The following is a 20,544-nucleotide window of genomic DNA, read 5'->3' as shown; positions in this document are numbered from 1 at the left end:
CATGCGTCTCGACATCCTCAACCACGGTTACGGGCCAGGCACCAAGATGCTCTTCGCGGTCATCCGGCTGTTCTCCCGGCACCCGGTACCGGACGCCGCCAAGCTGGTGTTCTACCGGCCCGACTTCTACGGCACCCGCGCCAAGGAGTTCACCCACGAAGCGATGCGCGGACCGTCCGCTTGGTCGGTCGGCGACCGCGAACTGATGGCCGCCTACGTGTCCAAGGTGAACGACTCCGCGTTCTGCATCAGCGCCCACACCGCAACCGCCTCCCGGGCCTACCAGGACGGCCCACGAGTCGCGGCGGTCCTGGCCAACCCGGACTCGCCCCCAGTCGAGGAGCCACTCCGGTCAACGCTGCGGATGCTAGGCAAACTGACCCGCGAGGGAAAGGTCGGCGCCGAAGACATGCGCGAAGTACTCACCTCCGGCGCCACACCCCAACAGATCAAGGACGCCCTAGCTGTCTCCGCTGCCTTCAACACCACCGACCGCCTGGCCGACACCTTCGGCTTCGAACTACTCACCCCCGAAGGCTTCGACGCAGGAGCCAAGTACCTCCTCAAACGGGGCTACCGGTAACCGATCTTGCCGACGGTGGATCGTTGCCGAGCCCTCCGGTCTTCCAGGCGAACTGACGATGGACCCGCCCCAAGGCGAACAGGAGCATGTCGCCGCGTACCGACGAACGGGTAGTGGTGTCGACATCGAGCGGCTGATGGATCCCGCAACGCCTGACGGGTGGAGGCGGGCGGCACTACTACCCGTTCGTCGGTACACAGACCTGGACATCGCGGGCAGAGGTTGCGATGGCACGCGCGTGAGCGCGACGGAGGAGTGGGGCCGCACGCCGGGGTCGGCTGCGGCTAGAAGTCGAAGCCTAGGCCCATTCGGTCGAGGGTTCGGAGCCAGAGGTTGCGGTGGCCGGCGTGGGCGTCGGCTTGGGACATGGACCAGCGGGTGAGGTGGATGCCGGCGGCGCGGAAGGGCTCGGGTGGGAAGCGGTGGGGGCGTTCGCGGACCATGCGGAGGCGGGTGCGTTCGGTGTCCTCGCCGTACAGGAGGTCGAGCATGACGTCGGCGCCGAAGCGGGTAGCGGCTACGCCCAGGCCGGTGTAGCCGAGGGCGTAGCCGACCCTGCCGGCGTGGGCGGTGCCGAAGAAGGCGCAGAAGCGCGTGCTGGTGTCGATGACGCCGCCCCACCGGTGGGTGAAGTGCAGGCCTTCCAGTTGGGGGAACGTGGTGAAGAAGTGCCGGGCCAGGAGCTTGTGGATGGAGTCGCGCTGCTCGAAGGCCGGGTCGATGCGGCTGGCGTAGTGGTAGAGGGGGAGGTAGCCGCCCCAGAGGATCCGGTTGTCGCGGGTGAGGCGGTAGTAGTGGAAGAGGTTGGAGGCGTCGCCGATGCCTTGGCGGTGGCGCCAACCGATGGATGAGAGTTGGGCGGCGGAGAGCGGCTCGGTGACGAGGACCAGGTCGTAGACGGGGACGGTGTACTTCCGCAACCGCCGCAGCAGCGAGGGGAACGCGTTGGTGGCGAGGGCGATGTGCTCGGCGCGGACGGAGCCTGTTGCTGTTGCCAACGAGCGGGTGTGCATCCGGTTGACCTGGCTGTTTTCGTGGATGCGTACGCCGAGGTCGAGGCAGGCCTGGCGCAGTCCCCAAGCGAGCCGCGCGGGCTCGACGAGTGCGGTGCGGCCGGGGTCGTGCAACGCGCCGAGATAGGTAGGTGAGTTCACCTCGGCGCGGGCCGCGTCCTGGTCCAGCAACCGCACGCCGGAACGCTCCTCGGCTTCCGCGGCCAGCTCGTCCAGGTGATGCGGCGCGGTGGCGACGGTGAGCTCGCCGGTTCGTTGCCAGTCGCAATCGATGCCGAGCCGGGTGACGGTGGCACCGATCGCGTCCAGGTTCTCCAGGCCCAGGCGCTCCAGGTCATCCATCTCAGCAGGCCAGCGGGCCTGCCCGTTGGCGAACCCGTGGGTGAGGCTGGCGTCGCAGAAGCCGCCGTTGCGGCCGCTGGCCGCGGATCCGCAGGTGTCCGATTCCAGGAGTACGACGTCCAGCGACGGGTACCGCTCCTTCGCCCTCAGCGCCGTCCACAGGCCGGTGTACCCGCCGCCGACCACGGCCAGGTCGGCCTCGGCCCGCCCGAGCAGTGCGGGCGCCGGCTCCGGCGCGGACTTGTCGTCGAGCCAGAAGACCCGCGGTTCGGCGTCTGCGAGCGCCGCGAGTTTCATCGCGCCCGTCGCCGCCGCGTGAGTTCGCCGCCCAGTACGAGGACGAGGGCGAGCAGGAACATCGCCGTACCGACGACGTTGATCTGCGGCGGGATGTCGCGTTGGGCCGAGCCCCAGACGAACATCGGGAACGTGACCGTGGTGCCGGCGTTCAGGTTGGTGATGATGAAGTCGTCGAAGGACAACGAGAAACTCAGCAGCGCCGCGGCCACGATGCCGGGGAGCACCAGTGGGAAGGTGATCCGCCAGAACGCCTGCCACTCGTTCGCGTACAGATCCATCGCGGCCTGTTCGAGCCGGAAATCCATCCCGTTCAGCCGGGCCTTGACCGTCACGACGACGAACGACAGGCAGAACATCACGTGCGCGATCAGCACCGTCCAGAACCCGAGCTGACCGCCGAACCCGCTGGAGACGAACAGCGCGAGCAGCGACGAACCGAGCACGATCTCCGGCGACGCCATCGGCAGGAAGATGAACAGGTTCGTCGCGGACCGGCCGCGGAAGCGGTGCCGCACCATCGCGAAGGCCATCAGCGTGCCCAAAGCAGTCGCGATCACCGTCGCGAGCAGGCCGATCCGCAGGCTGGTGCTGACCGCGTCGCACAGCCCGAACGGCCGGCACGGATGCTGCCAGTTCTGCCACGTGAAGCCGTCGAAGGTGTACGAAAGCTTGCTCTTCGGCGCGTTGAACGACATCAACATCACGACCATGATCGGCGCGAAGAGGTAGAGCAGCACGAGCACGGCGAACATCATGACCAGGTTCCGCCTGATCCAGCGCCCGGCCCTCATACCAGTTCCTCCGTCCCCGAGCGCCAAACGTAGACAACGACCAGTAGGACGATCGCCGCCATCAGTGTCACCGACAGCGCGGCCGCGGTCGGATACGCGCCCGCGGCGAACAGTCGCTGGATGTCGTTGCCGATCATCCGCTGCTTCGGCGTACCGAGCAGTTGCGCGTTGATGTAGTCGCCGGCCGCCGGGATGAAGGTGAGCAGCGTGCCCGCGACCAGGCCCGGCATCGACAGTGGCAGCGTGACGGTCCGGAACGTGGTGAACGGGTTGGCGAACAGATCCCCGCCCGCCTCGATCAACCGCGGGTCGATCCGTTCCAGGCTCGCGTACAGCGGCAGCACCATGAACGGCAGGAAGTTGTACGTCAGCCCGGTGACGACCGCGGTCGTGGTGGCCAGCAGCCGGCCGTCCTGGCCGAGGATGTGCAGCCACTTCAGCGTGTCGACGACGAACCCGTTGTCGCTCAGCAGCAGCTTCCACGACAGCGTGCGGATCAGGAAGCTGGTGAAGAACGGCGCGATCACCAGCGCCAGCATCAGGTTCTTCCACCGGCCTGCCTTCATCGCGATCGCGTACGCCAGCGGATACCCGAGGATCAGGCAGAACGCGGTCGTGATCAGCGAGTACCACAACGACCGGAAGAACGGCCGCGCGTAGTCCGCCATCGCGTCGGCGAAGTTCTGGAAGTGCCAGGTCATCTTGAACCCGGACTCGATCGAACCGTTCGGGTCGTACAGGCTGGCCGCGAGCAACGTCACCAGCGGTACGACGAAGAACAACAGCAGCCAGAGCCCACCCGGGAGCAGCAGCAGGTACGCCGTGAGCCGCCGGCCGGACCGTTGGGGCTTGGCGGTCGGGGCCGCGGTGGCCGCACCCAGCTGGCCGACCGCGCTCATCCGGCGCCGCCCCCCGCGTCGTCGATCTTCTCGACCCCGGCGTGCGCATCCTGCTCCGCGTCCAGCACGAACGTATGCGACGGTTGCCAGTGCAGGTCGACCGCGTCCCCGACGGCGAACGTGTCGCGGGCGCCGGTGTTCTGCTCGAAGACCGTCAGTTCCTGATCCCACGGCAGCTTCGCCAAGTACTGCGTACTGACGCCGACGTAACTCACATCGGTCACCAGCGCACCGCGCAGCTGGTTCGCTCCGTTGCTCTGCTCGGTGCCCGCTCGCGCCAGGAAGACCTTCTCGGGTCTGATCCCCATCCAGACGTCGCCCTCGGTCACCCGGCACCTGGGCAGCGGCACGGTCACCTTGCGTCCGTGCACGTCCACCACCAGGTTCTCGTCGGCCTGGCCGATGATGGCGGCCCGGATCAGGTTGGACTGACCGAGGAAGTTCGCCACGAACGTCGTGGCGGGCAGGTCGTAGAGCTCGGTCGGCGTACCCATCTGCTCGATCACGCCGGCGTTCATCACCGCGATGGTGTCGGCCATCGTCATGGCCTCCTCCTGGTCGTGGGTGACGTGCACGAAGGTGATGCCGACCTCGGTCTGGATCCGCTTCAGCTCCAGCTGCATCTGCCGGCGCAGCTTGAGGTCGAGCGCACCGAGCGGCTCGTCCAGCAGCAGCACCTGCGGGCGGTTGATCAGCGCCCGGGCCAGGGCGATTCGTTGCTGCTGGCCACCGGACAGCTGGCTCGGCTTGCGCTTGCCGTACCCGCCGAGCTCGACCAGGTCGAGCATCTCGTCGACCTTCGGCTTGAAGTCCTTGACGCCGCGGCGTCTCAATCCGAACGCGACGTTCTCGAAAATGTCGAGATGCGGGAACAGCGCGTAGTTCTGGAACACCGTGTTGACCGGACGCTTGTACGGGCGTAGCGCGGTGATGTCCTGCTCACCCAGCCGGATCTTCCCGGCGCTCGGCTCCTCCAGCCCGGCGACCATCCGCAGCGTGGTCGTCTTGCCGCACCCGGACGGGCCGAGCAGCGCGAAGAAAGCCCCCTCCGGCACGGTCAGATCCAGATCGTCGACCGCCCGATGCGCGCCGAATTCCTTGCTGATGCCGGTGAGAACCAGATCGCTGGTCATCTCAGCCCCCGATCGCGAGATTGAAGTCGGTTTCGTAGAGGGCCGCCTTGGCTGTGTCCAGTGGCATGAACGCGGAAGTCTTGGCCAGCATCGCCTCGTCGGGGAAGATCAGCGGGTCGTCGACGACGTCGGGATCGACCGTCTCCATCGCCTTCTTGGCGCCGGTGACCGGGCAGATGTAGTTCACCCAGTCGGCCAGCGTCGCGGCGACCTCAGGTTCGTAGTAGTAGTTCATCAGCTTCTCGGCGTTGCCCTTGTGGGTCGCCTTGTTCGGCACCAGCATGTTGTCCGACCAGAGATTCAGGCCCTCCTCGGGCACCACGAACTTGATGTCCGGGTTGTCGGCCTGCATCGCGATCACGTCGCCGGACCAGGCCTCGCAGGCGGCGATGTTGCCGGCGTTCAGGTCCTGCACGTAGTCGTTGCCGGTGAAGCGGCGGATCTGCCCGGTGCTGACGACGTCCTCGAGCTTCTGCAGCGCCTTGCTCCACTCGGCGTCGTTGAACTTCTCCGGGTCGGCGCCGACCAGCTTGAGCATGAACGACATCGTGTCCGGCATCTCGGACAGCAGCGTGATGCGGCCCTTCAGGTCCTCCCGGGTGAGCAGATCCGTGAAGCTGCCCACTGGCTTGGTGACCTTCGCGTTGTACGCGATCCCGGTCAGACCGCTCTGCCATGGGACGCTGTAATCGCGGTTCGGGTCCCAGCTCGGCGCCTTGAGCTTGGCCAGCAACTGCTGGTCGACGTTCGGAATCTTCGCGTGGTCGAGCTTCTGGATCCAGCCCAGGCCGATCATCCGGGCCGCCATCCAGTCGGTCAGCACGAAGATGTCCCGGCCGCAGGACTGGCAACTGCCGAGCTGGTCGCGCACCTTGGCGTAGAACTCGGCGTTGTCGTTCACGTCGGTGGTGTAGGTGACCTTGATACCGGACTGGGTCTGGAAGTCCTCCAGGGTCGGCAGCACCGTCTTGCCGTTGACCTTCTCGTCGGACTCGTCCATGTAGCTCGGCCAGTTCGAGAAGTTCAGCGTCTTCTGTTGCGCCGACTCATCGGTGCTGATGCAGTCGCCCGCGCTCTGCTTGGCCGCGGGGATCCCGCAGCCGGTGAGGACCCCGCCCAGCCCGAGGGCGGACAACGACATCCCCTTCAGCACCGCCCGGCGCCCGACAACAGGCTGGTGACGAGGACTCATTGGACCCCCCTAGAAAGCGTCGTTCGCGGGCGATACTGTCAAACCGGGCCGACATAGACAAGGGATTCCGAAGTTATTCGCCCATTTCGCAACGAATTCCGCTTTGTCGACTTGCTTACGCCCGGTGACACTGACAGGATCTCCGCGTGGCAGTACGAACGGGGAACTCCGACAAGAACCAGACTCTGCTCGATGACACCTCGAAGGCGATCATCGAGCAGCTGCAGCTCGACGGGCGTCGCTCGTACGCGGCGATCGGCAAGGCGGTCGGCCTGTCCGAGGCGGCGGTCCGGCAGCGCGTGCAGCGGCTGACCGAGGCCGGCGTGATGCAGGTGGTCGCGGTGACCGATCCGCTCGAGCTCGGCTTCGACCGGCAGGCGATGATCGGGATCAAGGCCGAGGGCTCGCTGGAACCGATCGCCGACGAGCTCGCGAAGATGGACGAAGTCGAGTACGTCGTGATCACGGCCGGCTCGTTCGACCTGCTGGCCGAGGTGTTGTGTGAGAGCGATGAGCACCTCCTGAAGGTGCTGTCGGAGCGGGTCCGGCAGATCGAGGGCGTGAAGGCGACGGAGACGTTCGTCTACCTGAAGCTGGTCAAACAAACGTACTCCTGGGGTGTGCGCTGAACCTCTGGTCCACGACCACCTCGGCCACCGAACGCCCCGGGCTCGCCGGTGACCGGGACGCCGACGTAGCGATCGTCGGCGCCGGGTACACCGGCCTGTGGACCGCGTACTACCTGGCGAAGGCCGATCCGTCGCTGCGCATCGTCGTACTCGAGGCACACACGGCCGGGTTCGGTGCGTCAGGGCGCAATGGTGGTTGGTGTTCCGCGCTGTTCCCGGTGTCGTCGCGGCGGTTGGCGTCGCTGCCGGGATCGAGCCGGGAGGCGGCGATCGAGCTGCACCGCGCGATGCAGGCGACGGTGAACGAGGTGGGGCTGGTCACCGCCGCCGAGGGGATCGACTGCGATTACCACAAGGGCGGGACGATCGTGCTGGCCCGCACGCCGGTGCAGCTCGCCCGCGCTCGCGCCGAGGTGGCCGCCGCTCATGAGTGGGGACCTGGCGACCTCCGGTTTCTCGAGCCGGACGAGGTCGCCGCGCAGGTGCGGGCAACAAAGGTGCTCGGGGCAACATTCACACCGCATTGCGCGGCGATCCATCCGGGCAAGCTCGTGCGCGGGCTGGCCGCCGTGGTCGAGCGTCTCGGCGTGACGATTCACGAGCACACGCCGGTACACACGATCGAGCCCGGTCGCGCGATCACGTCGTACGGCGGAGTGCGGGCGGACGTCGTGGTCCGGGCGACCGAGGGATTCACACCGGGGCTGGCCGGAGAGTCTCGGGCGGTGGCGCCGGTGTACTCGTTGATGGTGGCGACCGAGCCGCTCGATGCCGCCGTGTGGGAGCGGATCGGGCTGGCGGATCGGCCGACGTTCGGCGACCACCGGCACCTGATCATCTACGGGCAGCGGACGGCCGATGGGCGGCTGGCGTTCGGCGGGCGGGGTGCGCCGTACCACTTCCGGTCGCGGATCAAGCCGTCGTACGACGAGATACCGCGAGTGTTCAAGGGGTTGCAGGCGACGTTGCGGGAGCTGTTCGATCTGACCGAGGTTCAGTTCACGCATGCGTGGGGCGGGCCGCTGGGGATACCGCGCGACTGGTGTGCGTCGGTCGGGCTGGATCGCGGGTCGGGGCTGGCGTGGGCCGGTGGGTACGTCGGGGATGGCGTGAGTACGACGAACCTCGCGGGGCGGACGTTGACTGATCTGATCCTCGGGCGGGACACCGGGTTGGTCCGGTTGCCGTGGGTCGGGCATCGCTCGCGGCAGTGGGAGGCCGAACCGCTGCGGTGGCTCGGGATCAACGCCGGGCTGCGCGGGATGACGCTCGCGGACATGGAGGAGCGGGTGACCAGGCGGGAGAGTCGGATCGCGCGGTTGATGGCGCCGCTAGTGGGCCACTAGCGTCCGGCCGGATTCTGCCATCAGGGCTGCGAGCGGGAGACCGGTCAGTTGGATGCTGGGACGCATCCAGTCGTTGAGGATCGGCTCCTCGATGGCGAGGTGGCCGGCCAGCTCGGTCCGGCTGAGCTCGAAGACATGGGCCGGGTTGCCGGTGAGGTCGACCACGGTCTGCATCAAGCGGCCGGCCTGGTCCTCCCAGAGCACGTCGCCCGCATCCAGGTGGTCCGGCCGGATCAGCAGCAGGTCGACGTCACTGTCCGGATCACCGTCGCCGCGCGCGAGAGCGCCGTACACACTGGCGTGGACCGGCGGGATCCGCCAGCCGTTGATCTCGTCCGCGAGCCGGCTGATGAACGTACTGCGGAGGTCCGCGAGGAACTCGACCGCGGGGGCGACGAGGTGCTTGCGGTTGAGGCGATAGAGCAACGAGTTGCCCACGTCATCGACATGCACCAGCCCGGTTGCCGCCAGCCGCTGCAGCACGAGCCGGACGCCCGCGACACTCCCCGACCCGGCCAGCTTGTGGATCTGCCGTCCCGACAGCCCTTCCTCACTCCGCGCCAGCACCTGCAGGACCGGCCCGTCCAACGACGGCACCACAACACTGATCGGGCTCTTGAGATCCATGGTCCGCCCCACCCTAGTGATCCCCCGACCACTCAAGTAATCACCGTGACGAGTCAGCGATCGGAGACCTGGGGAGGATTTCAACCCGATTCGGGGGTGTGTTCTGAAGGGACATGTCTGACAGCCCGATTCGGGGGCAAGATCCTCCCCAGGCAGCGTGCCACCTTCGGCCGGCTCGTGTAGGTCCCGCTGCCGTGCCTGCGGATCAGCAACTCCTCGATCACCAACTCGTCCACCGCCCGCCGCAACGTCATCCGCGCCACGTTCCACCGCACCGCCAACTCCCCGCTCCGCCGGCAACGCCGGCCTTTCACCCGAATCGAGCCCAATCGCACTAGACCACTTCGCCATCGCGAGGGTAGTGCCCGACGTTGCTGGGACCGCACGCAGGCGGGCGCATCAACTTGAGGTAGCTGACGATTCCGGCGGTGTGGTGATGCAACTCTTCGTCAGGGTTGTCCCACGTGATGTAGATCCAGAGCGGCCCAGAGCCGTCAACGGTCCCGGCGCCGTACTCGAAGTGGCTGACCCGGTCCCCCTTCTTCAACCTCCACCAACGCAGCTCATCGGTCATCTTCGTCCCCGTGGTGGATTGAGAGATGGAGTGGTCAGCGAATCCGTCCGTCTTCTCGTGGTGGACGGGGCCGACGCCGGTCGCAGGGAATTCACAACGCCGGCCCCGCCGATCGAGGAGAACGTCTTCATCTCAGCGCCAAAACCACTTGGCCGGGAGATGCAAAGACCGTGCACACGGCAACGACCTGTGCAGAGCCTGTGCACTCACAGGCGACCCGCGGACTGGAACGACTGTTCGCTCTGCCATCCACCGGCTACTGTGAGTGGTTCAGACCAGTGCTTCTTGAAGAGGCTGCATGAATTCGCCCAACGAGTTGCTCGCCGCGCTGCTGGATGAGGCCGACTGCTCACGAAGTGCCCTCGCGCGCGATATCCGCGCACTCGCGGCAGCCAGAGGGCTTGAGGACATCCGCTGTGACCATGTCGATGTCGGCCGCTGGCTGAAGGGAATGGTGCCCCGTGGTGCCAAGCCGGTGCTGATCGCCGAGGCTCTTGGGCGCCGCCTCGGACGTGTGCTGTCGTTGAGCGATCTGGGCTTCGCCTCCGGGCAACCACTGACGCTCGGCCTGACCTTCTCCGAGTCCCGCGACACAACGATTCGAACCTCTCGCACGCTCTGGACAGAAGACTTGAGACGCTCGGACTTCCTCCGCATGGCAGTAACAGCGGGCACCCTGACCACGCCCATGGCCCGGTGGCTGGTCTCACCGCCAGCCGATCCGCCGTACCGTACGCAGGGGAATGACCGGGTCGGTGCCGACGACGTCGCGGCCGTTCGCGCGACCCTGCAGATGTTCGAACGTCTCGATCATCAGTTCGGTGGTGGTCACGCGCGAACTGCGGCGGTTCAGTACCTCAATGACGCGGTGACACCACGACTACACGCGAGTTACGGCGACGCGATAGGACGCGAGTTGTTCTCGGTCGCGGCACAGTTCACCTACAAGACAGGAGCAATGGCGTACGACGTCGGTCTGCACGGACTTGCCCGACGCTACTTCGTCCAGGCTCTGAATCTTGCCCACGCCTCCGGAGATCGCCCGCTGGGCGGGAAGGTCCTCGCGCTGATGAGCCACCAGGCCAACTATCTCGGCGAGCACCGGGAGGCCGTTGATCTGGCCAGGGCAGCGGCCCTAGGGGCGGGCGCGGACGCCACGCCGCGGGTCAGGTCGATGTACGCCGCTATGGAGGCGCGTGGACTGGCCAGCATCGGAGACAAGCGTGCCTGCCTACGGATGATGCGGCGGGCCGAGACTAGTTTCGCGAACGGCGCCGAGGTTGATGAGCCGGACTGGATCGGGTACTTCGATCAGGCCGAGCTCCAGGACGAACTGGCGCATTGCTTCACCGCACTCCGGATACCCCGAGAGGCCGAACTGCACGCGCACGCCGCGCTCGGACAGTCCATCGACCTGCATCCTCGGAGTCGGACGTTCTGCCGGATCTCACTCGCCACGTCGTATCTTGCTGCGGGCGACGTACCGCGGGCCTGTGAGACCGCTGGAGAGGCATTGGCGGCTGCGGGCAGGATCAAGTCCGCTCGGGTTCGGAAGTACGTGCATACCTTCGACCGCACGTTGAACGGTTTCGGGCGGCACCGGTCGATCTCGGAGTTCCGTGAGCAGGCGCGGGAGATCGTGAGTTACGCGTCGTGAGGTGTCAGGTGCCCGGCGTCCACAATCTCGGCGCCTCCGGGTCGCGGAGGGAGGCGATGCGGCGGGTGGCTTCGGGTTGGAGGCGGGGTTCTCGGGCGAGTCTGCTGATCAGCCAGGCGGTCATGCGGAACTCGCGGAGGGCAGCGAAGACGGTGATACCGTCCCAGGTCCGTACGTCCCAGCCATAGGCGGTGACGAAGGCGTCGTACTCGGGATCGGTGTACCAGCCGAGTCTCTGGTAGACCGCCGGTACGACGAGATCGAACTCACGCGGGCCGACGCTGAACCGCTCCAAGTCCAGCAGTACGGCGACCCCATCGTACCCGCGGATCGCGTTCTTCCGGTTGGCGTCGCCATGGATGACGCACACCGGCAGCCCGGTACTCACCTGCGCGTACTCGTGCCGAAGTTGATCCAAACGCTCTGCCAGAAAGCGGTGATCGCCGACTGACAGCGCTGTGTCGGCTGCAGCCAGATGTTCCTCGAGCCGAACGAATGGGTCCAACGCCGGGATCTCGAAGTTCGTCGGGACCGGCAGCGTGTGGAGCTGTCGAAGGAGCCCCGCGAGCTCCGCCGTACTCGCCATCGACGCGTCAGGCACTTCGTGCCAGATCGTCACAACATGTCCGTCGACGGACCACGGCAGGTCTGTCGACTCCAGCGGCTTCACCGCCGGCACACCCTGGGCCGCCAACCACCGACCCGTGCGGACCTCACGCAAGGCCCGCTGGTACGCCGAGCCTATCGAGATCCGAGCCACCAGCTGACCCGGCAACCGGAAGACCGCGTTGTCTGCGATCGGCCCGAGCAATTCAATCCCCGCGTCCTCCAACTCGAGCGTTGCGGCAACAGCCCGAACCACCTCGAACGCAGCTGCCCGATCAACCGCCCCAGCCATGCGTGAAGTCTCTCATCACCCGGGGCGACGGACGTTGTCCGCGCGCCTCGCCTTCTTCAACCTCGTACCCAGACAGGGCGGTCGTCGGAAAACAAGCACACTTGATTCTTTTTGCTGGGCGTGCCAGTGTCGGCTGCACGATCCCCGGCGAGGGAGTGCAGCGTGCAACTGGACGAAGTGCTGGCCGATCTGTGGGCCGAGAGCGCGGAGCTGGATCGGCTCGTCGGCGGCCTGGCCGCGGATGCGTGGGCGACACCAACGCCGGCCGAGGGCTGGACGATCGCACATCAGATCGCCCACCTGGCCTGGACCGACGAGGCCGCGCACCTGGCCGCCACCGATCCGGACGGGTTCAAGGCCTCACTGCAGAAGGCCGTCGCCAACCCGACCGGCTACGTGGACGAGGGCGCGGCCGAGACCGCGGCGCTGCCCCCCGACCAGCTCCTGCCGTACTGGCGCGAGACCCGCACCGAGCTCGTGGACGCATTGAAGAAGGTCCCGACCGGCGAGAAGGTGCTCTGGTACGGCCCGCCGATGAGTCCGACCTCGATGGCGACCGCCCGGTTGATGGAGACCTGGGCGCACGGGCAGGACGTGGTCGACGCGCTCGGCGTCCACCGCCAGCCGAGCAATCGACTGCGGCACGTCGCGCATCTCGCCGTCCGCACCCGCGACTTCGCCTACCTGCTGAACGACCGCACCCCGCCGGCCGAGCCGTTCTACGTGGAACTCACCGGCCCCGATGGCGACACCTGGACCTGGGGCCCGGACGACGCTGCCGACCGCGTGACCGCTCCCGCGCTCGACTTCTGCCTGCTGGCGACTCAACGCCGCCATCGCGACGACCTCGCCGTACGCGCGGAAGGCGCGCAGGCGGAGGAGTGGCTCGAGATCATCCAGGCCTTCGCCGGGCTCCCGGGGAAGGGCCGTGAACCGGGGCAGTTCGGATGACCGCGCCGATCCGGATCGGCAATGCGTCCGGCTTCTACGGCGACCGGTTCAGCGCGGTCCAGGAGATGCTCACCGGCGGTCCGCTCGACGTACTGACCGGCGACTATCTGGCCGAGCTGACCATGCTGATCCTCGGCCGGGATCGCCTCAAGGACCCGTCCCTCGGGTACGCGCGAACCTTCCTCAAGCAACTCGAGACCGGCCTGGGCGAGGCGCTCGACCGCGGCGTGAAGATCGTCAGCAACGCCGGCGGCCTCCACCCCGCCGGACTCGCGCAGGCCATCCAGCAGCTCGCCGACCGCCTCGGCCTGCACCCGAAGATCGCGTACGTCGAAGGCGACGACCTGCTCGCACGAGCCGAGGAGCTGGACCTCGGCACCCCGCTGACCGCCAATGCGTACCTCGGCGCCTGGGGCATCGCGGAAGCGCTCCAAGCCGGCGCAGACGTCGTGGTCACCGGCCGCGTCACCGACGCCTCGGTGATCGTCGGGCCCGCCGCCGCCCACCACGGCTGGAAGCGGACGCAGTACGACGAACTCGCCGGAGCGGTCGCAGCCGGCCACGTGATCGAATGCGGCTGCCAGGCGACCGGCGGCAACTACGCGTTCTTCAGCGAGATCCGCGACCTCGGCCGGCCCGGCTTCCCGATCGCGGAGATCCATGCCGACGGCAGCAGCGTGATCACCAAGCACGACAACACCGGCGGCGCGGTCACCATCGACACGGTCAAGGCGCAACTGCTCTACGAGATCACCGGCGCCAGGTACGCCGGTCCGGACGTCACCGCCCGCCTGGACACGATCGAGCTCGACGACGACGGGCCGGATCGGGTCCGGATCTCCGGTGTCCAGGGTGAGCCGCCGCCACCGACGTACAAGGTCTCGCTGAACAGCGTCGGCGGGTTCCGCAACGAGGTGGATTTCGTGCTCACCGGGCTTCAGCTGGAGGAGAAGGCCGAGCTGGTCAAGGCGCAGCTCGAGCAGGCGCTCCCGAAGCGGCCGGCCGAGCTGCGATGGACCGTGGCCTGGACCGAGAAGCCGAACGCGGACACCGAGGAGGAGGCCAGCGTGTTCCTCCGGTGCGCGGTGAAGGACCCGGATCAGAAGGTGGTCGGCCGGGCATTCTCCAGCGCCGCGGTCGAGCTGGCGCTGGCGAGTTACCCCGGTTTCCACGTGACCGCGCCGCCGGGCGACGGATCGCCGTACGGCGTCTTCCGGGCCGGGTACGTCGACATCCGCGAGGTGGAGCAGGTCGTCGTACTGCCGGACGGGGCGCGGAAGGTGATCGAGCCCGCGGCGGAGACGCAGCCGCTGACCGCGGTCGAGGAGACCGGACTGCCGATGCCGTTGCCCCAGCTCGCCTCGAGCGGACGACCGCGGACGCGCGAGATCCCGCTCGGCCGGATCGCCGGTGCGCGGTCCGGCGACAAGGGCGGCGACGCGAACGTCGGCGTGTGGGTGCGGCAGGAGAAGGCCTGGCGATGGCTGGCGCATTCGCTGACGGTCGAACTCTTCCAGGAGTTGCTGCCGGAGACCAAGGAGCTGACGGTCACGCGATATCTGCTGCCCAATCTGTGGGCAGTCAACTTCGTGGTCGAGGGGCTGCTCGGCGAGGGAGTTGCCGCGCAGTCGCGGTTCGATCCGCAGGCGAAGGCGGTCGGCGAGTGGCTGCGGTCCCGGTACATCGACGTACCGGAGGTGTTGCTGTGAACGACTTCCGGCAATCCGTCCGGCGCTTCATGGCCGCCGAGGTGCTGCCCCACTTGGACCAATGGGAGCGCGACGGCGAGCTGCCGCGCGAGCTGCACAAGAAGGCCGGTCAGCTCGGGTTGCTCGGGGTCGCGTTCCCGGAGGCGGTCGGTGGTGGCGGTGGTTCGTTACTCGATGCGCTCGCGGTGGTCGAGGAGATGCACTACGCCGGTGGGTCCGGCGGGCTGGTCGCCTCGCTGCTGACCTGCGGAATCGCCGTTCCCCACATCGTTGCTTCAGGCAACCAGGAGCAGGTCGACCGGTGGGTGCGGCCGACCCTCGACGGTGAGCTGATCGGCGCGCTGGCGATCACCGAACCCGACGGCGGTTCGGACGTCGCCTCGCTCCGTACGACGGCCCGCCGCGAGGGCGACGTGTTCGTCGTGAACGGGGCGAAAACGTACATCACCTCAGGGTGCCGCGCGGACTTCGTGACGACCGCAGTCCGCACCGATGGGCCGGGTGCGCACGGGATCAGCCTGCTGGTGATTGAGAAGGGCACACCGGGATTCGAGGTGTCGCGCAAACTGGAGAAGCTGGGATGGCTGTGCTCGGACACGGCTGAACTGTCGTTCACCGACGTACGGGTTCCGGTGGAGAATCTGGTGGGAGCCCAAGGCAGTGGGTTTGTGCAACTCGCGGTGAACTTCGTCGCCGAGCGGCTGACCCTGGCGGTGCAGGCGTACGCGGGAGCGCGGCGAGCGCTCGACCTCACCGTCGAATGGTGCAGGAACCGGGACACATTCGGCCGGCCGTTGATCTCGCGGCAGACCGTGCAGCACACGCTCACCGAGATGGCCCGCCGGATCGACGTCGCCCGGGTCTACGTGCACCACGTGGCCGAGCGAGCGATGAACGGCGACGACGTGATCGCCGAGGTGTGCTTCGCCAAGAACACCGCCGTCGAGGCCGGCCAGTGGGTGTGCGACCAGGCGCTCCAGTTGCACGGCGGTCTCGGCTACATGCGCGAGGCCGAAGTGGAGCGTCAGTACCGCGACCAGAAGATCCTCGCCATCGGCGGCGGCACCACGGAGATCCTCACCGGCCTGGCCTCGAGACGACTGGGGTTCACCGCATGAACAACACCGTTACGTCCGAAGATCCGAGGGCTCCAGGGCACACTTCTTCGGACGCAAGCAATCGCGAGGCGATGCTGGAGAAGCTGCGCGCGCTGGAGGTGGAGCACGCGAAGGCGCTGGCGGGGGGTGGGGAGAAGTACGTCGAGCGGCATCACCAGCGCGGGAAGTTGCTGGCGCGGGAGCGGATCGAGTTGCTGCTCGACCCGGATTCGCCGTTCCTCGAGCTGTCGCCGCTGGCCGGCTGGGGTTCGGACTTCACCGTCGGCGCAAGCCTGGTGACCGGAATCGGTGTGGTCGAGGGGGTCGAGTGTCTGATCACCGCGAACGATCCGACGGTGAAAGGTGGCGCCAGCAACCCGTGGACGCTGCGCAAGGCGCTGCGATCCGATGAGATCGCGCGGGCGAACCGGTTGCCGGTGATCAGCCTGGTCGAGTCCGGCGGCGCGGATCTGCCGACGCAGAAGGAGATCTTCATCCCCGGCGGCGCGATGTTCCGCAACCTGGCCCGGCTGTCGGCCGAGGGGATCCCGACGGTCGCGCTGGTGTTCGGCAACTCGACCGCGGGCGGCGCGTACATCCCCGGCATGAGCGACTACGTGGTGATGGTCGACGGCGGCGCGAAGGTGTTCCTGGCCGGGCCGCCGCTGGTGAAGATGGCGACCGGCGAGGACGCGGACGACGAGTCGCTCGGTGGCGCGTCGATGCACGCGCGGAAGTCGGGCCTGGCGGACTACTTCGCGGTCGACGAGCAGGACGCGATCCGGCTCGGGCGGCAGATCGTGTCCCGGCTGAACTGGCGCAAACTCGGTCCGCCGCCGGCTCCGTCGTACGTCGAACCTCTCTACGACTCCGACGAGCTCCTCGGGATCGTGCCCGGGGACCTGAAGATCCCGTTCGATCCGCGGGACGTGATCGCTCGCGTGGTGGACGGCTCGGTGTTCGACGAGTTCAAGCCGCTGTACGGCTCGTCGCTGGCGACCGGGTGGGCCTCGGTGCACGGATATCCGGTCGGCATCCTGGCGAACGCGCGTGGCGTGCTGTTCAGCGAGGAATCGCAGAAGGCAGCCCAGTTCATACAGCTGGCGAACCGGGCGAACACGCCGCTGATCTTCCTGCACAACACCACCGGCTACATGGTCGGGCAGGAATACGAACAGGGCGGGATCATCAAGCACGGAGCGCAGATGATCAACGCTGTCTCGAACTCCAAGGTGCCGCACATCTCGATCCTGATGGGCGCGTCGTACGGCGCCGGCCACTACGGGATGTGTGGTCGCGCCTTCGATCCGCGCTTCCTGTTCGCGTGGCCGTCGGCCAAGTCGGCGGTGATGGGACCGCAGCAGCTCGCCGGGGTGCTGTCGATCGTGGCGCGGGCGGCCGCGGAGGCGAAGGGGCAGCCGTACGACGAGCAGGCCGACGCCCAGATGCGCGCGTACGTCGAGGGCCAGATCGAGGCGGAGTCGCTGCCGATGTTCCTGTCCGGCAGGTTGTACGACGACGGCGTGATCGATCCCCGCGACACCCGCACTGTGCTCGGGATCTGCCTGTCCGCCATTCACTCCGCACCGGTCGAAGGCACTTCGTCCTTCGGTGTTTTCCGGTTGTGAGCCCGATGACTGTGCTTTTGGAGCCGCGCGTGATCACCTCCGTGCTCGTTGCCAATCGGGGCGAGATCGCTCGGCGGATCTTCCGTACCGCCCGCGCGCTCGGACTCGCCACGGTCGCCGTTCACTCGACCGCCGACGCGGGATCGCCCCACGTGGCTGAGGCGGACGCGGCGGTTCATCTGCCCGGGAACACGCCCAGCGAGACCTACCTGCGTGGTGACCTGGTGATCGAAGCCGCGTTGCGCGCGGGCGCCGACGCCGTACATCCCGGCTACGGCTTCCTGTCGGAGAACGCCGGGTTCGCGCAGGCCGTGATCGATGCGGGTCTGACGTGGATCGGGCCGCCGGTGGACGCGATCTCGTCGATGGGCTCGAAGATCGAGGCGAAGAAGCTGATGGCTGCCGCCGGCGTGCCGGTGCTCGCCGAGCTCACGCCCGCGGAGGTCTCCGCGGACGACTTGCCGGTGCTGGTGAAAGCATCGGCCGGCGGTGGTGGACGCGGGATGCGAGTGGTCACGCGGCTGGAGGACCTGCCGAACGAGATCGAGGCGGCCTCCGCCGAAGCGTTGTCCGCTTTCGGGGACGGCACGGTCTTCTGCGAGCGCTACCTCGCGTCCGGCCGGCACATCGAGGTCCAGATCATGGCCGATCTGCACGGCACGATCTGGGCGGTCGGCGAACGCGAGTGCTCCATCCAACGCCGCCACCAGAAGATCATCGAGGAAGCGCCGTCCCCGCTGGTCGAGCGGATCCCGTCCATGCGGGCCGAACTGTTCGACGCTGCCCGCAAGGCGGCTGCCGCGATCGCGTACGTCGGCGCCGGCACCGTCGAGTTCCTCGCCGACGAGCAGGGCGCGTTCTACTTCCTGGAGATGAACACCCGCCTCCAGGTGGAACACCCAGTCACCGAGGAGACCACGGGCCTCGATCTGGTGGAGTTGCAGTTCGCGATCGCAGCCGGCGAACCGCTGCCCCCGGGGCCGCCTGAGACGGTCGGTCACGCGATCGAGGTGCGCGTCTACGCCGAGGACCCAGCCCACGACTGGCAGCCCACAACCGGCCGGATTCACCGCTTCAGTGTCGGGGATGGTCAGCTGTGGGGAAACAAACTTGCACCAGGTGACGAAAAGTTTCCCCACGGCGGCAGAGGATCTCGGCTGCGGGTCGAGTCCGGGGTGGTTGACGGGTCGGCGGTGTCGCCGTTCTACGACGCGATGCTGGCCAAGGTGATCGTCTGGGCGCCGAGCCGAGCCGTGGCGGCGGCGCGGTTGGCCGCGGAGCTGGCGCGGGCGAAGATCCACGGCGTGGGCACCAACCGCGACTTGCTGGTGTGGATCCTGCGGCATCCCGCGTTCTTGGCGGGTGACACGGACACCGGGTTCTTCGAGGTCCACCGGATTGCGCCCGCTGTTGATGCCGAGGTCGTCAGGGTTTCGGCGTTGGCGGCTGCGCTGGCGGATGCGGCCGCCCGGGTGCCGGTGGTCCGGGTGCCGAGTGGGTGGCGGAATCTGGCGTCGCAGCCGCAGCGGAAGAGCTACCGGGCCGGGGGCGACACCTACCAGGTCGAGTATCGGCTGACCCGGGACGGGTTGGTTGCTGCGGGCAACGTTCAGCTCGTCGACAGTACGGCGGACCGCGTGGTGCTGGCGGCTGACGGCGTACGGCGTACCTTCGAAGTAGCGGCGTACGACGGGCTCGTCTGTGTGGACTCGTCACTGGGGAGCGTCGCGTTGACGCCGGTGGAACGGTTCACGGACCCGTCGCAGCAGGTCGCGGCCGGATCGTTGGTGGCGCCGATGCCGGGGATCGTGATCCGGGTCGGGGTGCAGGTGGGTGACGAGGTGAAACAAGGACAACCGTTGCTGTGGCTGGAGGCGATGAAGATGGAACACACCATCGCCAGCCCGGCAGATGGAATTGTCAACGAGATCACGGCCGAGGCAGGACAGCAGGTCGAGGTCGGCGCCATCTTGGCGGTCGTAGGGGAGGAAGCATGAGCTTCATCGAATCCGAAGAACGCCAAGTGCTCCGCAAGGCAGTGCGGGAGCTAGGGAAGAAGTACGGCTACGCGTGGTTCAACCAGCAGGCGCGGAGCGGCGGGCACACGACCGAGCTGTGGCTGGAGGCCGGCAAGCTCGGCTACCTCGGCGTGAACCTGCCCGAGGAGTACGGCGGTGGAGGCGGCGGCATGGCCGACCTGTCCATCGTGCTCGAGGAGCTCGGCGCCGCGGGCTGCCCGTTGCTGATGCTGGTGGTCTCGCCGTCGATCTGCGGCACGGTGATCGCCCGCTTCGGCACCGACGAGCAGAAGCAACGCTGGCTGCCCGGTCTGGCCGACGGTACGACGATCATGGCGTTCGCGATCACCGAGCCCGACGCCGGGTCGAACTCCCACCAGATCACCACGACCGCCCGGCGTACCGAGGACGGCTGGTCGCTGACCGGGCGGAAGGTCTTCATCTCCGGGCTCGACGTGGCCCAGGCCGTGCTCGTGGTCGGCCGGACCGAGGACGCCCGGACCGGCAAGCTCAAGCCGGCGCTGTTCATCGTCCCGGTGGACGCGCCGGGGGTGGAGTACCGGCAGATCGAGATGGACCTGATCAGCCCGGACAAGCAGTTCGCCTTGTTCCTCGACGACGTACGACTGCCGCGCGAGGCGCTCGTCGGCTCCGAGGACGCGGCCCTGATGCAGCTGTTCGCCGGGCTCAACCCGGAGCGGATCATGGCGTCCGCGTTCGCGCTCGGGATCGCCCGGCACGCGCTCGGCAAGGCGACCGCGTACGTCAAGGAGCGGCAGGTCTGGAACACGCCCATCGGCGCCCACCAAGGGATCGCGCACCCGCTCGCGCAGATCAAGATCGAGCTCGAGCTGGCCCGGCTGATGATGCAGAAGGCCGCCGCGCTGTACGACGCGGGCGACGACCTGGCGGCCGGCGAGGCCGCGAACATGGCCAAGTACGCCGCCGGCGAGGTGGCGGTCCGGGCCACCGACCAGGCGGTCCAGTCGCTCGGCGGCAACGGCATGACGACGGAGTACGGCGTCGCCTCGCTGGTCGCGGCCGCCCGGGCGACCCGGATCGCCCCGGTCAGCCGGGAAATGATCCTGAACTTCGTCGCCCAGCACTCGCTGGGTCTACCCAAGTCGTACTGAGATCCAGCACAGTCTGTTCACCAT

General features: G+C 67.6%; 19 protein-coding genes. 10 read left to right on the top strand and 9 right to left on the bottom strand.

From position 1 onward, the window contains the following. Window position 1 precedes the first annotated feature (1 nt). On the top strand, window positions 2-583 hold the full coding sequence (locus OG555_RS13885) for a carboxymuconolactone decarboxylase family protein (RefSeq protein ID WP_329483262.1): 582 nt from the start codon (window positions 2-4) through the stop codon (window positions 581-583). A 284-nt stretch (window positions 584-867) separates the two neighbouring features. On the opposite strand, the gene OG555_RS13880 is transcribed toward OG555_RS13885, so the two are convergent. From OG555_RS13880 to OG555_RS13860, 5 genes are read right to left on the bottom strand one after another with little or no spacing between them, the layout of a single operon-like run. Then, complete coding sequence (locus tag OG555_RS13880) at window positions 868-2,235, bottom strand: NAD(P)/FAD-dependent oxidoreductase (RefSeq protein ID WP_329483261.1); 1,368 nt, start codon at window positions 2,233-2,235, stop codon at window positions 868-870. Then, window positions 2,232-3,029: an ABC transporter permease gene (locus OG555_RS13875; RefSeq protein WP_328524980.1), complete on the bottom strand. Its 798-nt coding sequence runs from the start codon at window positions 3,027-3,029 to the stop codon at window positions 2,232-2,234. The genes OG555_RS13880 and OG555_RS13875 overlap by 4 nt, the downstream gene beginning before the upstream one ends. Continuing rightward, the gene (locus OG555_RS13870) at window positions 3,026-3,928 is read right to left on the bottom strand and encodes an ABC transporter permease (RefSeq protein ID WP_329483260.1); all 903 of its coding nucleotides are present in this window, start codon (window positions 3,926-3,928) and stop codon (window positions 3,026-3,028) included. Before OG555_RS13870 ends, OG555_RS13875 begins: the two co-directional genes overlap by 4 nt. Then, complete coding sequence (locus OG555_RS13865) at window positions 3,925-5,061, bottom strand: ABC transporter ATP-binding protein (RefSeq protein ID WP_329483258.1); 1,137 nt, start codon at window positions 5,059-5,061, stop codon at window positions 3,925-3,927. Before OG555_RS13865 ends, OG555_RS13870 begins: the two co-directional genes overlap by 4 nt. 1 nt (window position 5,062) lies before the next feature. Then, window positions 5,063-6,253 (bottom strand): polyamine ABC transporter substrate-binding protein, encoded by a 1,191-nt coding sequence (locus OG555_RS13860; protein ID WP_329483257.1) that lies wholly within the window; start codon window positions 6,251-6,253, stop codon window positions 5,063-5,065. Between the two features lie 146 nt (window positions 6,254-6,399). Between OG555_RS13860 and OG555_RS13855 the strand changes: the two genes are divergently transcribed. Both OG555_RS13855 and OG555_RS13850 read left to right on the top strand, forming a co-directional pair. Continuing rightward, window positions 6,400-6,882 (top strand): Lrp/AsnC family transcriptional regulator, encoded by a 483-nt coding sequence (locus OG555_RS13855; protein ID WP_329483256.1) that lies wholly within the window; start codon window positions 6,400-6,402, stop codon window positions 6,880-6,882. Beyond that, window positions 6,867-8,228 carry an NAD(P)/FAD-dependent oxidoreductase gene (locus OG555_RS13850; RefSeq protein WP_329484818.1) on the top strand — a complete coding sequence of 454 codons (1,362 nt, stop codon included), beginning with the start codon at window positions 6,867-6,869 and terminating at the stop codon, window positions 8,226-8,228. Before OG555_RS13855 ends, OG555_RS13850 begins: the two co-directional genes overlap by 16 nt. Here the strand turns inward: OG555_RS13850 and OG555_RS13845 are convergent. The 3 genes from OG555_RS13845 to OG555_RS13835 all read right to left on the bottom strand — a co-directional run bounded on the left by OG555_RS13845 (window position 8,214) and on the right by OG555_RS13835 (window position 9,429). Then, window positions 8,214-8,855: a nucleotidyltransferase domain-containing protein gene (locus tag OG555_RS13845; RefSeq protein WP_329483255.1), complete on the bottom strand. Its 642-nt coding sequence runs from the start codon at window positions 8,853-8,855 to the stop codon at window positions 8,214-8,216. The genes OG555_RS13850 and OG555_RS13845 overlap by 15 nt on opposite strands. Window positions 8,856-8,935: 80 nt before the next feature. Next, window positions 8,936-9,109, bottom strand: coding sequence for a hypothetical protein (locus OG555_RS42825; protein ID WP_442914529.1), 174 nt, complete (start codon window positions 9,107-9,109; stop codon window positions 8,936-8,938). Window positions 9,110-9,189: 80 nt separating this feature from the next. Continuing rightward, window positions 9,190-9,429 (bottom strand): hypothetical protein, encoded by a 240-nt coding sequence (locus OG555_RS13835; protein WP_329483254.1) that lies wholly within the window; start codon window positions 9,427-9,429, stop codon window positions 9,190-9,192. A 298-nt stretch (window positions 9,430-9,727) separates the two neighbouring features. Between OG555_RS13835 and OG555_RS13830 the strand changes: the two genes are divergently transcribed. Further along, window positions 9,728-11,086 (top strand): hypothetical protein, encoded by a 1,359-nt coding sequence (locus OG555_RS13830; RefSeq protein ID WP_329483253.1) that lies wholly within the window; start codon window positions 9,728-9,730, stop codon window positions 11,084-11,086. A 4-nt stretch (window positions 11,087-11,090) separates the two neighbouring features. Here OG555_RS13830 and OG555_RS13825 read toward each other — a convergent pair whose 3' ends face one another. Then, window positions 11,091-11,984: a phosphotransferase family protein gene (locus OG555_RS13825; protein ID WP_329483252.1), complete on the bottom strand. Its 894-nt coding sequence runs from the start codon at window positions 11,982-11,984 to the stop codon at window positions 11,091-11,093. A gap of 162 nt (window positions 11,985-12,146) precedes the next feature. Between OG555_RS13825 and OG555_RS13820 the strand changes: the two genes are divergently transcribed. Genes OG555_RS13820 through OG555_RS13795 form a run of 6 tightly spaced genes read left to right on the top strand, consistent with a single transcriptional unit; the run spans window position 12,147 to window position 20,520 of the window. Continuing rightward, complete coding sequence (locus OG555_RS13820) at window positions 12,147-12,935, top strand: TIGR03084 family metal-binding protein (RefSeq protein WP_329483251.1); 789 nt, start codon at window positions 12,147-12,149, stop codon at window positions 12,933-12,935. Further along, a complete protein-coding gene (locus OG555_RS13815; RefSeq protein ID WP_329483250.1) occupies window positions 12,932-14,644 on the top strand; it encodes an acyclic terpene utilization AtuA family protein in 1,713 nt (570 codons plus the stop codon). Before OG555_RS13820 ends, OG555_RS13815 begins: the two co-directional genes overlap by 4 nt. After that, window positions 14,641-15,762, top strand: coding sequence for an acyl-CoA dehydrogenase family protein (locus tag OG555_RS13810; RefSeq protein WP_329483249.1), 1,122 nt, complete (start codon window positions 14,641-14,643; stop codon window positions 15,760-15,762). The genes OG555_RS13815 and OG555_RS13810 overlap by 4 nt, the downstream gene beginning before the upstream one ends. Next, complete coding sequence (locus OG555_RS13805; RefSeq protein WP_442914503.1) at window positions 15,759-17,369, top strand: acyl-CoA carboxylase subunit beta; 1,611 nt, start codon at window positions 15,759-15,761, stop codon at window positions 17,367-17,369. The genes OG555_RS13810 and OG555_RS13805 overlap by 4 nt, the downstream gene beginning before the upstream one ends. Before the next feature lie 5 nt (window positions 17,370-17,374). Then, window positions 17,375-19,366 carry an acetyl/propionyl/methylcrotonyl-CoA carboxylase subunit alpha gene (locus OG555_RS13800; RefSeq protein WP_329483248.1) on the top strand — a complete coding sequence of 664 codons (1,992 nt, stop codon included), beginning with the start codon at window positions 17,375-17,377 and terminating at the stop codon, window positions 19,364-19,366. Beyond that, the gene (locus tag OG555_RS13795; RefSeq protein ID WP_329483247.1) at window positions 19,363-20,520 is read left to right on the top strand and encodes an acyl-CoA dehydrogenase family protein; all 1,158 of its coding nucleotides are present in this window, start codon (window positions 19,363-19,365) and stop codon (window positions 20,518-20,520) included. The genes OG555_RS13800 and OG555_RS13795 overlap by 4 nt, the downstream gene beginning before the upstream one ends. The last annotated feature ends 24 nt before the right edge of the window (window positions 20,521-20,544 follow it).

The sequence above is a fragment of the Kribbella sp. NBC_01484 genome, from assembly GCF_036227145.1.
In the GTDB taxonomy this organism is placed as follows: domain Bacteria; phylum Actinomycetota; class Actinomycetes; order Propionibacteriales; family Kribbellaceae; genus Kribbella.
The sequence above is the reverse complement of the archived record's forward strand: the minus strand, read 5'-3'. Positions and strand labels throughout refer to the sequence as shown.